Below are 13,756 nucleotides of genomic sequence, written 5' to 3' on the forward strand. Positions count from 1 at the left end.
TGGGGGGGGGGGGGGGGGTGGGTTTTTTTGCCCCCCCCTCGACCGTTCAACCCAGGCTTGGGCATAAAGAATTACCGGAGCGCACCAACCTGGCATTTTTGCCAGTTGTCGGGGCTACCTTGCTGCCCGCATCCTTGAGGTCATGATTCAACAGGGAATCTTCTGATGGCTAATCGTCAGTTACGCTTTTATGAGCATGATCGGCTCGCATCTATTGGAGTGCCTGGTAGTTCAATAAGAGTAATGAACGCGGCCGGCACTCCGCTGTGCCAGCTAGGGGGGTCACTCTTTACCGAGACCAACCTGATTGCTTTGGACAGAGCAAAGTCCGTGTTGGTTTCGACCCAGAGTTCTGCCATCAACAGCGTGACATACTGTGCTTATGGAAATTACGGCACTGGGCCTTTACCTGTAACACTAGGCTTCAACGGAGAGTATCTGGAATATTTCGGCGTGTACTTGTTAGGCCGCGGAGAACGTGGATACAGCCCCCGTCTGAGGCGATTTATTTCTGCCGATCGTGCCAGCATATTCTTGGCCGGAAATCTTAATGCATATGCTTACACTGCGGGAGACCCGATTAATTATAATGATCCTTCAGGAAATGCCCGTGGACTTATAGCGCGCTACAAGGATTGGAAAGCTGGAAAGTCTCTAGTCAAAGCTTCAAAAAATTTGAAACATCACATAGACAGCACTGAAAATTTAGAGTTTAACGTCGGAAACGAAGAAAGAAAACACGCTCAGATACAGCAAGATATTCAAACGACTGATACCAGACTCCAAGAAATAAATGAGGAAATGTTAGCGCTCATGGACGACATGAGCAAAATGGATGGAACAGTCATATACGAAAATAGCAAGCACGGCGTAAAGGGAAGTTACTTATACGCAGGTTACGCCGATAAAGCGTCCGGATTGAGGAAGCTTGCAGCCAAGCATGACCAGTTGACTACAAAGCGCCTCCAACTAGAGCAAACACCGTCGAAAGTTGAGGCAGCAAAGTGGCGAGTTGAACAGAACAAAATAGCAATTCAGGCAGCGCGCAGCCGTCTAAATTACCTAACGAATAAATATCCTCATGTAGCTTCAAAAGCAATTAGAAAAATCACTTAAGCCACGCAATTATTCATTTGCCAGCTGTATTCCAAATCAACGGATGAGTGAAATAGCCAACCCGCAGAAAGCGAGTTTCGGGGGTTGGCTACGCTCTACCGCCCACCAAGTTTCACAATACCTGGCGCAGGAACGCCTGCGCGCGCGGGTCCTTCGGCGAATCAAAGAACGCGCCTGGCGCGGAATCTTCCAGCAGCTTGCCATGGTCGAAGAACAGCACCCGGTCCGCCACTTCGCGGGCAAAGCCCATTTCGTGGGTGACGCAGACCATGGTCATGCCTTCCTGGGCCAGGGTCTTCATCACGTCCAGCACTTCGCCGACCATTTCCGGGTCAAGCGCCGAGGTCGGCTCGTCGAACAGCATCACTTTCGGGTCCATCGCCAGGGCCCGGGCAATCGCCACCCGCTGTTGCTGGCCGCCAGACAAGCGCGACGGGTACTCGTTGGCCTTCTGCGAAATACCCACCTTCTCCAGCAACGCCCGGGCCTTGGCTTCGCGGTCAGCCTTGTTGCGCTTGCGCACCACCTTCTGCGCCAGGCACAGGTTTTCCAGCACAGTCATGTGCGGGAACAGGTTGAAGTGCTGGAACACCATGCCGACTTCGCGGCGGTAGGCATTGATGTCGGTCTTGGGGTCGGCCAGTTGCAGGCCGTCGATGGCCACATGGCCTTGGTCGAAATGCTCCAGGCCGTTGAGGCAGCGCAGGAACGTCGACTTGCCCGACCCCGACGGGCCGAGCACGACCACCACTTCGCCCTTGGCGACCTGAGTGGTGACGTTATCCACAGCCCTTACCACCTGGCCACGGGTGTCGAAGACTTTCAGCAGGTCACGAACTTCAATCACTTTGCGCAAGCCTCCGCTCGAGCCGGCTGGCGATGTGCGACAGCGGCAGGTTGATCAGCAGGTACAGGCCTGCCACGCAGAACCAGATCTCGAAAGTAGAGAACGAGGTGGTGATGGCCTCACGGCCACTCTTGGTCAGCTCGGTGATGGCGATCACCGACACCAGCGAGGTGTCCTTGACCAGGCTGATGAACTGGCCGGCCAGGGGCGGAAGCACGCGCTTGAACGCCTGCGGCAAGATCACATGGCGCATCGACTGGCCAGCGTTCAGGCCCAGCGACCGGGCAGCCTCGTTCTGGCCCTTGGCGATCGACTGCACGCCAGCACGGACGATCTCGGCCACGTAAGCACCGGTGAACAATGCCAGCGCCGCTACCCCGGCAAACTCGCGGGACAGGTTGAGCACGGTGCCGATGAAGAAGTAGAAGATGAAGATTTGCACCAGCAGCGGCGTGCCGCGCACCAGTTCGACATAGACGGTCGACAGGTCGCGCAGGGTCGGGTTGTTCGACAACCGGCACAATCCGGCGAACAGGCCGATCACCAGGCCCAGCGCCCCGGACACCACCGAGATCCACAAGGTGGTCCACAGGCCCCATGCCAGCGGGCCAGCGGCCCAATGGCGGGTTACCCCAATCTGGTCGCCTTCGGCAACATCGTCGCCGCGGCTCAGTTGCAGGCTGTCCTTGGCCACATCGAGCACTTGCTCGGCACCACTTTCGTCCTTCAGCGTGACGCGAGCGTTGTCACCGGAGATGACGATTTCCTGCACAGTGCCGTAGCCGGCAGCGCGTTGTGTTTCCTCGGCCTTGTAGGCGAAGTACTGCGGTACGCGGTTCCAGCGCCACTCGTAGGAAATCATCGAGGTGGCCATGTAAAGGCTGAGCGCCAGGCCTACCAGGACCAGGGCAGTCAACCCATGCCAAGGCCACTGGGCTTTCTTGTGTTTGATCACGTGGGGTACTTCCGTAAATGCGAACGCGCAGGGTTTGCCTGCGCGTCGGGGTCATAAAGCCGGGCTTGTGGCCTGAGCCTTATTCCATTTCCTTCAGCCAGTCCTTGTTCTTGAACCACTTGTCGTGAATACGATCGTAGGTCCCGTCGTGCTTGATCTGGTGCAGGAAGTTGTTGATGAAGTTGATGCTGTCGTAGTCGCCTTTCTTCAGGCCGAAGGCCAGCGGCTCGTAGGTGAAGGGTTCTTCGAGGAACAGCAGCTTGCCGGCGCCGGCTTTCTCTACCGCCACCACGTTGTACGGCGCGTCATAGACAAAGGCGTCGGCCTTGCCATTGACCACGTCCATCACCGCTTCCTGCTCGTTGTCGTAACCGTGGTACTTGGCTTTGCTGATCAGCTTCTTGGACACCATTTCGCCGGTGGTGCCAAGCTTGGAGGTCAGGCGATACTTCTCGTTGTTCAGGTCCTTGTACGACTTGATCTCGCCAGCCAGTTCCTTGCGGATCAGCAGGGTCTGGCCAACCACGATGAAGGGTTCGCTGAAGTTCAGACGCAGGTTGCGCTCCTGGGTCAGGGTCATGCCGCTGCCGATCATGTCGAACTTGTCGGTCAGCAGGGCCGGGATGATGCCGTCATAGGCGGTGGACACTGCCTCGAACTTCACGCCCATGGACTTGGCCATGGCTTTGAGGATATCGACTTCGAAGCCGATGATCTCGCCACGTTTGTTGGTCATCTGGAACGGCATGTAAGTCGGGTCCATGCCCACCCGCAGGGTGCCGCGCTTGACCGCGTCGTCGATGGCGCCCGCCTGGGCCGCGGTCACGGCGACCAGGGCGGTCACACCGACCAGCAGTCGCGAAAGGTATTTCTTGATCATCACCAAGTCCCCTAGCAAGAAAAGTAGCGAATCTTATTGTGTTGGCACGACCGTACTGGCCGAAGCGTCGTATCGGAGAGGGATGCTAACGCATGGCGGCCCGTGGACCTATAGCCGCGGGGGGACTTTGTTGGCCAAAATGAGGGGGTTAGGCCAAAAAGCTTCGCGGGTGAACCCGCTCCTACAAGGGCATGTGTATCCCTGGTAGGAGCGGGTTCACCCGCGAAGATGCCCGATCAGGCGCCCCGTAGGAGCGGGTTCACCCGCGAAGAGCCCCGATCAGGCGCCCCGTAGGAGCGGGTTCATCGGGGCGCCGAACCGCCGCGAACAGGCCCGATCAGGCGCCGACGAGGCTCGGTTGGCCTGCGTTTTCAGGGTGCAACGGCAACAGCGGCGAATGCGGGTCATTGTTGATCGACGCACGCCACACATCGATCCATGCCGCATTGTGCTCGGCCCACACCTGCTCGTGCAGGCGGCTCAGTGCCACCGGGTCGCTGAGCAGGGCCAGGCGAGTATTGAGGTCCAGGCCTTTTGGTCCGACTTCAATCGCCTTGGCAACGCGCTCGGCACGCAACGCTTCGATCGGTGCCGCCTGGCCATGGCGGGCAGTGGCCATGGCACAGGCCAGGGCATTCTGCCGCGGGTCGACCACGGCCCGCACGAAGCCATCATGCAGGGCATGCCAGCGGTTTTCGTGGGTGTACTGGTCGGTAGCCAACAGCTCTTGTGGCGTGGCGTATTCCTCTGGGATGAGGAACAGCTTCTCGTCCTTGGCCGCCAGGCCCAGGCGGGTGCGGCTGGAAATCACCGATACCGGGATCGACAGCACCAGCGAACCGACGATAGGCGCCAGCCACCACAGGAAGCTCGGGTTCAACCACGCCACCAGTGCGGCCCAGGCAATGCCCAGCAGCGTCTGCGGGCCATGCCGGCGCACCGCTTCGCCCCACGGCGTGGAATCGTCGTCACGCTGCGGCGAGTTCCAGGTCGCAGCCCAGCCGAGGAACGCGGCCAGCACGAAGCGGGTGTGGAAGATCATGCGTACCGGTGCCAGCAACATGGAGAACAGCATCTCCATCAGCATCGACAAGGTGACCTTGACGCGTCCACCGTACTCGACGGCGCCCTTGGCCCAGATCAGGATGACGCTGAGCAGCTTGGGCAGGAACAGCAGCACAATGGTGGTGGAGAACAGCGCCACAGCCTTCTCCGGGTGCCACTGCGGCCACAGCGGGTAAAGCTGGTACGGCTCGATGAAATACTGCGGCTCCATCAGCGTGTTGGTCGCCAGCAGCGCGGTCGACAGCACCAGGAACAGGAACCACAGCGGCGCCGACAGGTAAGACATCACCCCGGTAAGGAACACCGCACGGTGAACCGGGTGCATGCCCTTGACCAGGAACAGGCGGAAGTTCATCAGGTTGCCGTGGCACCAGCGGCGGTCGCGCTTGAGCTCGTCGAGCAGGTTTGGCGGCAGTTCTTCGTAGCTGCCCGGCAAGTCGTAGGCAATCCACACACCCCAGCCGGCACGGCGCATCAGCGCGGCTTCGACGAAGTCGTGGGAAAGGATGGCACCGGCGAACGCGCCCTTGCCCGGCAACGGCGCCAGGGCGCAGTGCTCGATGAACGGCTTCATGCGGATGATCGCGTTGTGGCCCCAGTAGTGCGACTCACCCAACTGCCAGAAGTGCAGACCGGCAGTGAACAGTGGGCCGTACACGCGGGTAGCGAACTGCTGCATGCGTGCATACAGGGTGTCCATGCCCGAGGCTTTCGGCCCGGTCTGGATGATGCCGGCGTCCGGGTTGGCCTCCATCAGGCGCACCAGGCTGCTCAGGCACTCGCCACTCATGACGCTGTCGGCGTCGAGCACGACCATGTACTTGTACTCGCCACCCCAGCGACGGCAGAAGTCGTCGAGGTTGCCGCTCTTGCGCTTTACACGGCGCCGACGGCGGCGGTAGAAGATGCGGCCAAAGCCTTTGGTTTCACGGCACACATCCAGCCAGGCCTGTTGCTCGGCCACGGCGATGTCGGTGTCGTTGGTGTCGCTGAGCACAAAGAAGTCGAACCGGTCGAGGTTGCCGCTGGCGGCCACCGACTCGAACGTTGCGCGCAGGCCGGCGAACACCCGCGGCACGTCTTCGTTGCAGATCGGCATCACCAGCGCGGTACGCGCCTCGGGCGCGATCGGCTCGTTGCCTGCGCTGCTACCGGAAATCTTGTATTTGTCGCGCCCGGTGAGCAGCTCGAGGAAGCCCATCAGCGCGGTCCAGAAGCCCGCCGACACCCAGCAGAACAGGATGCCGAAGAGGATCAGGATGGAAGTTTGCAGGGCATACGGCCACACCTGCACCACCGTGTCCCACAGCGGCTGGTTGACGATTTCGTCAAGGTCCACGAACGACCAGCCCTGGTACGGCAGGATGCCTTTCATGTACCAGCCAGCGACGATGGTCTGGCCGATCATCAGCGCCAGCAGAATGTAACGGCGGATAGAGCCGACCGTGCGCCAGCGGGCCGGCGGCAGCTCGCGCTTGGGCGGCTGCGGGGCGTTGGGCCGGCCGGTCATGCGTCGCCACATGCGGATCAGCACATTGGTGCGCCATGGCTCGGGCACGACCTTGGTGCGTTTGATCGGCGGGGCGATCTTCAGGCACAGGCGGCCGCTGCCGTCGACGCCGAGCATTTCGGCTTCTTCCAGCTCGGCGGCGCTGCCCACGGTCAGGCGCGGGCCCACCGAGGCCTGCACGGCCTCGGCAGAGCTGGCGGCCGGGTTGGCCGCCAAGCGTTGGTGTAGCTCACTGAACGAGGTGCAGCTGGCAAGTTCAGCCCGCTGCTCGTCGCTCAGTGGTAGGTGGGCCAGGTACTCGCCAAGCGATTCCGGCCTTGCGCTTGAGTTACTCATCGGCAGGCAACTGATAGCTCCAGGTCTCGGTCAGCACCTTCTCGGTGGTGGCCGGGGCCCCGTTGGTGGGCGCCGCATCGGCGGCAGGTTGTTCGGCCTTGGCAGATTGCTCAGCCTTGACGGCTTTCTCGGCCTTGGCATGCTTGGCTGCGGCCTTGTCCTGCTTGGCGTCCTGGGCAGGCTTGGCAGGCTCGACCGGTACATCACGCACCAGTGCGGCGCGCATTTCGGTCGACTTGTTGGCTTCCTTGACCTTCAGGCGCAGGGTCAGGCGCCAGCCCTTGGTCTCAGGGTTATAGCGCAGATTGTTCTCGACCACCTCGGCGTTGTCGCCCACGCTGATCTGGCTGCGCACGGCGGCGTCTTCCGGCAGGGCGGCAAGCGCCGGGCCGGCGAAGTCGACCAGGAATGCCACGCTGCCATCTGGCTGGCGGATCAGGTTGGACTGCTTGACGTCACCCGTGGAACGCAGGGTCTGCTTGACCCAGCCCAGATCAGGGGCCTGGAACTTCGGCTCGTCGATGGTCCAGTGCAGGCGGTAGGCGTACTCGAACGGCTTACCTGGCTCAGGCAGTTTCTCCGGGCTCCAGAAGGCCACGATATTGTCGTTGGTCTCGTCGGCGGTCGGGATTTCGACCAGGTCGACGCTGCCCTTGCCCCAGTCACCCTTCGGCTCGATCCAGGCGCTTGGGCGCTTCTGGTAGTTGTCGTCGAGGTCTTCGTAGTCGCTGAAGGCGCGCTGACGCTGCATCAGGCCGAAACCACGCGGGTTCTCGACGCTGAAGTTACTCACGGCCAGGTGTTTCGGGTTGTTCAGCGGACGCCACAGCCACTCGCCGTTGCCGGCATGGATCGACAGGCCTTCGGAGTCGTGCAGGGCCGGGCGGTAGTTGAGCACCTTAGACGGCTGGTTGGGGCCGAACAGGTACATGCTGGTCAGCGGCGCAATGCCCAGGCGGCTGACATGGTCACGCAGGAACACGCGGGACTGCACGTCGACCACGGTGTCGTTGCCTGGACGCAGGGTCAGCTTGTAGGCGCCGGTGGAGCGCGGCGAATCCAGCAGCGCGTAGATCACCAGGTGCTTGTCGGCTGGCTTGGGCTTTTCAACCCAGAACTCGGTGAAGCGCGGGAATTCTTCGCCCGACGGCAGGGCGGTGTCGATGGCCAGGCCACGGGCAGACAGGCCGTACACGTGGCCCTTGCCGACCACGCGGAAATAGCTGGCGCCAAGCAGGGTCATGATCTCGTCCTGCTTGTCGGCCTTGTTGATCGGGTACAGCACGCGGAAACCGGCATAACCGAGGTTTTTCGTGGTTTCCGGGTCGTGCGGCACGTCACCGAACTCGAAGCGGTCCGGGTCGTACTTGATTTCCTCGACCTTGGTGGCGGTGACCTCGTTGATTTTCACCGGGGTGTCGAAGTGCATGCCCTGATGATAGAACGACAGCTTGAACGGGGTCTTGTCCTTGGCCCACTCGGCCTTTTCCTGCAGGAAACGGATTTTCTGGTAGTCCGCGAACTTCATGTCGCGGAACACGGCCGGCAGGTTGCTTTTTGGCGCTTCGTACTTCTGGCCGGCCAGATCCTTTGCCTTGGCAGCAACATCGTCAAGATTGAATGCCCACAGCTGGCCCGCGCTCATCAGGCCGACCAGAGCCACACTGGCCATCAGCGCCTTGCGTAGCCCGACGCTGGGGATTCTTGATGCTTTTTGGGGACTAACAATCACGAGCAACCCTCGCCGAAAACAGATCATGAAACCAACGGCCAGCGACAAATGCCGGGTTGGCGAGCACTGTTCGGACCCCGCGAGGGCGTAATGATTCCCCAAACGGATCCAGACAATGCTCGAGTCAGAGTGAAACGGACCTACGAACGCAGGTCCATGCAGCGCGCGATTATCCAGCAGGTTGCGTGACAACGCATCAGGCTGGAGCAACTATTTATCGTACAAAACCCCTTGTTTTCCTGTGAACAACGGGTTTTTTGACCTCATATTTGTAACATAAATGTTACCGGGCCATCATTGACCAGGTGCACCTGCATATCCGCACCAAAACGGCCGCTGGCCACGTCGGCGTACTGAGCTTTTGCCTGTTGCAAAAGATAGTCGAACAACTCGGCGCCGAGGGCCGGTGGCGCTGCGGTCGAGAAGCTTGGACGCATGCCATTGCGGGTGTCGGCCGCCAAGGTGAACTGTGACACCAGTAGCAGGCCACCCCCGACATCCTTGAGCGACAGGTTCATCTTGCCCTGCTCGTCACTGAACACCCGGTAGTTCAGCAGCTTGTGCAACAGCTTATCGGCCTGTTCACGGGAATCTTCAGGCTCGACCGCGACCAGCACCAGCAACCCTTGGTCGATGGCGCCGACCACCTCCCCCGCCACTTCAACCCGCGCACCGCGCACGCGCTGCAGCAGGCCCCTCATGCTTCTTCCAGGGGCAGGTCGAGCAGGCGTCGGGCCATCTGGTCGGCGGCACGCACCAAGGCATCGGTGATGCCAGGCTCGGAAGCCGCGTGACCGGCGTCACGGATCACTTTCAACTCACTGTTCGGCCAGGCCTGGTGCAACGCCCAGGCGTTGTCCAAGGGGCAGATCACATCGTAGCGACCATGCACGATCACCGCCGGCAGGTGGGCGATTTTGGGCAGATCGCGGATCAGCTGGTCCGGTTCGAGGAAGGCGTTGTTCATGAAGTAGTGGCATTCGATGCGGGCGATCGACAGCGCCCGCTGCGGTTCGGAAAAGCGGTCGACCACCAGCGGGTTGGGGCGCAGGGTGGCGGTACGGCCTTCCCAGGTGGACCACGCCTTGGCGGCGTGCATCTGGGCGATCTGGTCGTTACCGGTCAGGCGCTTGTGGAAGGCCCTGACCAGGTCGCCGCGTTCCTCCGGTGGAATCGGTGCGATGTAGTCCTGCCAGTAGTCGGGGAACAGGCGGCTGGCGCCTTCCTGGTAGAACCACTCGATTTCCTGCGGCCGGCACAGGAAGATGCCGCGCAGGATCAGGCCGTGCACGCGTTCGGGGTGAGCCTGAGCGTAGGCCAGGGCCAGGGTCGAGCCCCAAGAGCCACCAAACAGCACCCACTTGTCTATGCCAAGGTGTTCGCGAATGCGCTCCAGGTCTTCGACCAGGTGCCAGGTGGTGTTGTTCTCCAGGCTCGCATGGGGCGTGGAGCGGCCACAGCCGCGCTGGTCGAAGGTGATGATGCGGTACAGGTTGGGATCAAAGTAGCAGCGGCTCTGGGCGTCGCAGCCAGCACCGGGGCCTCCGTGGATGAACACCACGGGCAGACCTTCCGGCGAGCCGCTTTCGTCGACATAAAGCACATGCGGCGCTTCCACGGCCAGATCGTGCCTGGCGTAGGGTTTGATCTGCGGGTAGAGGGTCTGCATTGCGCACTCCGTGTGAGGATTATTCGGCCGTGGGCCATCATAAACCTGAATTGCGCTTTCAGCACCGTCCTTGCTGACGCGTTCGAACGGCGCGAATCGACCCTTGCGCAGAATTCCGGCAACTGCCTCCCACGGTGCCTGGCGACGCCGATAGCGTCGCCGCCTCCACTCAACGCTTGTAACGCTCGTCGCCCCAGGCCAGCAGCGCTTGCAGTAGCTGCCTCAATACCGCTTGCGTCGGTTGCGCCAAGTCTTCCCGGTAGGCAAATGGCTCGACTTCCTCCATATAGGTGCTTTGCGCCAGCTCCAGCTGCACAGCATGGATATGGTTGGCCGGGTCGCCATAATGCCGGGTGATGTGACCGCCTTTGAACCGACCATTAAGCACATGGCTGTAACCTTGCACCTTGGCGCACACACCCTGCAGCCGCTCAGCCAGTGCCGGATCGCAACTGGCGCCGTTGAAAGTACCCAGGTTGAAGTCCGGTAACTTGCCGTCGAACAGGTGCGGGATCAGCGAACGGATCGAATGGGCATCCCACAGCAGCGCATAGCCAAACTGCTCACGCAAGCGGTCCAGCTCACGACGAATGGTCGCGTGATAAGGGCGCCAGATCTGCTCCAGGTAGCGTCTGCGCTCTTCGCCAGACGGCGCCAGCCCGTCTTTGAAGAGGGGTTCGCCGCCGAACAGGGTCGCCGGGTACAAGCCCGTGGTGGCGCCGACGTACAGCGGCTTGTCGTCATCCGGACGGTTCAGGTCGATGACGAAGCGTGAGTACTCTGCGGCCACCACGCTGGCGCCCAAGTCACGGGCAAAGTCGTACAACTGCGGGATGTGCCAGTCGGTGTCCGGCAAGCTTTGCGCCTGGTCGACCAGGCCGTCGCGCACGGCGTCGGTCAGACGCAAGCCAGCGTGCGGCATGCTGATCAGCAGCGGCAGGCGACCTTGGTGAAAACTCAGTACCTTGTCCATCGTGCCTCGCTCAGTTGGAGATTTCATGGCCCATGCGCACTACGCGCTTGGGCAGGTCGCCACCCAGCCAGTAGGCCAGGTCGGCGGGGCGTTCGATTTGCCAGGCGACGAAGTCGGCCACCTTGCCCACTTGCAGCGAGCCGTGGCTGTCACCCAGGCCCAGCGCCGTGGCGGCGTGCACCGTAACGCCTGCCAGGGCCTCTTCCGGCGTCATGCGGAAGCAGGTGCAGCCCATGTTCAGCATCAACCGCAGCGACAACCCTGGCGAGGTGCCGGGGTTGAGGTCGCTGGCCAGGGCAATCTTTACCCCGTGGCGGCGCAATGCATCCATTGGCGGCAGCTGTGTTTCACGCAGGAAGTAGAACGCACCCGGTAGCAGCACGGCGACCGTGCCGGCGTTTGCCATTGCCACGGCGTCTTCCTCTGTCATGAACTCCAGGTGGTCAGCCGACAGTGCCTGGTAACGCGCGGCCAGGCTTGAGCCGTGCAACGATGACAGCTGTTCGGCATGCAGCTTGACCGGCAGGCCCAGTTCGCGCGCCTTGATGAACAGCCGCTCGACCTGGGCCGGCGAGAACGCGAGGTGTTCGCAGAAGGCATCCACCGCATCTACCAGGCCTTCGGCGGCCAGGGCCGGCAACATTTCATCGCAGATGTGCGCGATGTAGTCATCGGCCCGGCCTGCGTACTCCGGGGGCAAAGCGTGCGCTGCCAGGCACGTGGCACGCACCGTCAGCGGCAGCTCGTCGGCCAGGCGCCGGGCCACTCGCAGCATCTTGCGCTCATTGGCCAAGTCCAGGCCGTAGCCGGACTTGACCTCGAGGGTGGTCACGCCATCACGCATCAGTGCCCGGACGCGCTGGCGAGCACTGGCGAACAGTTCGTCTTCGCTGGCTGCCCGGGTAGCCCGCACGGTACTCGCAATACCACCGCCCTGCGCGGCGATTTCGGCATAGCTCACGCCCTGCAGGCGTTGCTCGAACTCGCCGCTGCGGTTGCCGCCGAACACCGCATGGGTGTGGCAGTCGATCAGCCCGGGAGTGACCCAGGCACCACCCAGGTCAACCGTGCGGTCAGCTTCGACGGGCGCCAGCTCGGCGCGTGGGCCTATCCACTCGATCAGCCCGGCGCTGGTGACGATCGCCGCGTCCTCGATGGCCGAGTAACGGCCATCGGCCATGGTCGCAACATGGCAATGCTGCCAGAGGGTTCTCATGCACAATCTCCTTTGCTAGCGGTGCAGCTCGGCCGGCTCCGCTACCGGCTGGCCCTGCCCTGCGCGCGGCTTGCACCACAGCAGGTAGGACGCCACCAGGAACACCACCCAGATCACGCCGACGATCAATGCCGCCTGGGTGTCCGGGAAGTAGCCGAGCACGCCAAAGATGAACACCATGAACGCAATGGCCATGGCCGGGCCGTATGGCCAGAACGGTACCGGGAACTTGAGCTGGGCCACTTCCTCGCGGCTCATGCTGCGGCGCATGGCTACCTGGGTGAGCAGGATCATCAGCCACACCCACACCGTGGCGAAGGTGGCGATCGAGGCAATCAGCAGGAACACATTTTCCGGGATCAGGTAGTTGAGCAATACGCCGATCAGCAGCGCAGCCCCCATCACCACAACGGTCATCCACGGTACGCCATGTTTCGACAACTTGCTGAAGCCGCGCGGGGCGTGGCCTTGCTGGGCCAGGCCATACATCATGCGGCCAGCGCCAAAGATGTCGCTGTTGATGGCGGAGATGGCAGCGGAAATCACCACGACGTTCAGCACGGCAGCGGCAGAGCCAATGCCCAGGTTGCTGAAGATCTGCACGAAAGGGCTGCCCTGGCTGCCGATCTGCGGCCATGGGTACAGGCACATCAGCACGAACAGGGTGAGCACGTAGAACAGCAGGATCCGCAGTGGCACCGCGTTGATCGCTTTGGGAATGACGCGCTGCGGGTCTTTTGCCTCGCCGGCAGTAACGCCGATGATCTCGATACCGCCGAAGGCGAACATCACCACCGCAAACGACGCGATCAAGCCACCCACGCCGTTAGGCATGAAGCCGCCATGGTCGAACAGGTTGCTCATGCCCACGGCATGCCCGGTACCCACCTGGCTGAAACCGAAGGCCATGATGCCGAGGCCGGCCAGGATCATCGCCACGATGGCGCCGACCTTGAGCAGCGACAGCCAGAATTCCATTTCGCCGAATACCTTGACGTTGCACAGGTTGAGGCCGCCGATCAGGAAAACGATGCCCAGCACCCAGATCCAGCGGGCTACCTCCGGGAACCAGAAGCCCATGTAGATACCGAACGCGGTGACGTCGGCGATGGCGACGATGACCATCTCGAAAGCGTAGGTCCAGCCAAGGATGAAACCGGCCATTGGGCCGAGGTAGGTGGTGGCGTAGTGGCCGAAGGAGCCGGCCACCGGGTTGTGCACGGCCATTTCGCCAAGAGCGCGCATGACCATGAACACTGCAGCGCCGCCGATCAGGTAGGCCAGCAGCACGGCCGGGCCTGCCATCTGGATGGCCGAGGCAGAGCCGTAGAACAGGCCGGTGCCGATGGCGGAGCCGAGGGCCATGAAACGGATGTGGCGGGCACTTAGCCCGCGCTTGAGACCTTGAGCTTGTTGCATGTCACGTCCTTGAATTGTTTTTGTGGTCGTGAGATTGA

Annotated in this window: 11 protein-coding genes; 1 reads left to right on the forward strand and 10 read right to left on the reverse strand. The window is 61.7% G+C overall.

Translation table 11 applies throughout. The features are described 5' to 3' along the window. Positions 1–165 precede the first annotated feature (165 nt). The gene (locus V7787_RS09215; RefSeq protein ID WP_081273151.1) at positions 166–1,116 is read left to right on the forward strand and encodes an RHS repeat-associated core domain-containing protein; all 951 of its coding nucleotides are present in this window, start codon (positions 166–168) and stop codon (positions 1,114–1,116) included. A gap of 112 nt (positions 1,117–1,228) precedes the next feature. Here the strand turns inward: V7787_RS09215 and V7787_RS09220 are convergent, their stop codons facing one another. From V7787_RS09220 to V7787_RS09265, 10 genes are all read right to left on the reverse strand, one after another. Continuing rightward, positions 1,229–1,963 carry an amino acid ABC transporter ATP-binding protein gene (locus V7787_RS09220; RefSeq protein ID WP_064491104.1) on the reverse strand — a complete coding sequence of 245 codons (735 nt, stop codon included), beginning with the start codon at positions 1,961–1,963 and terminating at the stop codon, positions 1,229–1,231. Then, positions 1,956–2,918 carry an amino acid ABC transporter permease gene (locus V7787_RS09225; RefSeq protein WP_003249268.1) on the reverse strand — a complete coding sequence of 321 codons (963 nt, stop codon included), beginning with the start codon at positions 2,916–2,918 and terminating at the stop codon, positions 1,956–1,958. The genes V7787_RS09220 and V7787_RS09225 overlap by 8 nt, the downstream gene beginning before the upstream one ends. Before the next feature lie 79 nt (positions 2,919–2,997). Beyond that, positions 2,998–3,795: a transporter substrate-binding domain-containing protein gene (locus tag V7787_RS09230; RefSeq protein WP_029380729.1), complete on the reverse strand. Its 798-nt coding sequence runs from the start codon at positions 3,793–3,795 to the stop codon at positions 2,998–3,000. Positions 3,796–4,135: 340 nt separating this feature from the next. Further along, a complete protein-coding gene (gene mdoH, locus V7787_RS09235; protein ID WP_064491099.1) occupies positions 4,136–6,709 on the reverse strand; it encodes a glucans biosynthesis glucosyltransferase MdoH in 2,574 nt (857 codons plus the stop codon). Further along, on the reverse strand, positions 6,702–8,441 hold the full coding sequence (locus V7787_RS09240) for a glucan biosynthesis protein G (RefSeq protein WP_218277938.1): 1,740 nt from the start codon (positions 8,439–8,441) through the stop codon (positions 6,702–6,704). Before V7787_RS09240 ends, mdoH begins: the two co-directional genes overlap by 8 nt. A 263-nt stretch (positions 8,442–8,704) precedes the next feature. Then, complete coding sequence (gene dtd, locus V7787_RS09245) at positions 8,705–9,142, reverse strand: D-aminoacyl-tRNA deacylase (protein ID WP_003249262.1); 438 nt, start codon at positions 9,140–9,142, stop codon at positions 8,705–8,707. Next, on the reverse strand, positions 9,139–10,110 hold the full coding sequence (gene pip, locus V7787_RS09250; protein ID WP_003249260.1) for a prolyl aminopeptidase: 972 nt from the start codon (positions 10,108–10,110) through the stop codon (positions 9,139–9,141). The genes dtd and pip overlap by 4 nt, the downstream gene beginning before the upstream one ends. A 169-nt stretch (positions 10,111–10,279) precedes the next feature. Beyond that, positions 10,280–11,083 carry an N-formylglutamate deformylase gene (gene hutG / locus V7787_RS09255; protein WP_014592680.1) on the reverse strand — a complete coding sequence of 268 codons (804 nt, stop codon included), beginning with the start codon at positions 11,081–11,083 and terminating at the stop codon, positions 10,280–10,282. A 10-nt stretch (positions 11,084–11,093) separates the two neighbouring features. Then, positions 11,094–12,299 (reverse strand): imidazolonepropionase, encoded by a 1,206-nt coding sequence (gene hutI, locus V7787_RS09260; RefSeq protein WP_336087516.1) that lies wholly within the window; start codon positions 12,297–12,299, stop codon positions 11,094–11,096. A 15-nt stretch (positions 12,300–12,314) separates the two neighbouring features. Continuing rightward, positions 12,315–13,718 carry an amino acid permease gene (locus V7787_RS09265; protein ID WP_003249253.1) on the reverse strand — a complete coding sequence of 468 codons (1,404 nt, stop codon included), beginning with the start codon at positions 13,716–13,718 and terminating at the stop codon, positions 12,315–12,317. Between the last annotated feature and the right edge of the window lie 38 nt (positions 13,719–13,756).

This window comes from Pseudomonas sp. CGJS7, from assembly GCF_036961695.1.

What these genes read in the sequence shown, in the direction of transcription:
- V7787_RS09215 (WP_081273151.1), top strand. Translation starts at nt 166, where the DNA reads ATGGCTAATCGTCAGTTACGCTTTTATGAGCATGATCGGCTCGCATCT.
- mdoH (WP_064491099.1), bottom strand. Translation starts at nt 6,709, where the DNA reads ATGAGTAACTCAAGCGCAAGGCCGGAATCGCTTGGCGAGTACCTGGCC.
- dtd (WP_003249262.1), bottom strand. Translation starts at nt 9,142, where the DNA reads ATGAGGGGCCTGCTGCAGCGCGTGCGCGGTGCGCGGGTTGAAGTGGCG.
- pip (WP_003249260.1), bottom strand. Translation starts at nt 10,110, where the DNA reads ATGCAGACCCTCTACCCGCAGATCAAACCCTACGCCAGGCACGATCTG.
- hutG (WP_014592680.1), bottom strand. Translation starts at nt 11,083, where the DNA reads ATGGACAAGGTACTGAGTTTTCACCAAGGTCGCCTGCCGCTGCTGATC.
- hutI (WP_336087516.1), bottom strand. Translation starts at nt 12,299, where the DNA reads ATGAGAACCCTCTGGCAGCATTGCCATGTTGCGACCATGGCCGATGGC.
- V7787_RS09265 (WP_003249253.1), bottom strand. Translation starts at nt 13,718, where the DNA reads ATGCAACAAGCTCAAGGTCTCAAGCGCGGGCTAAGTGCCCGCCACATC.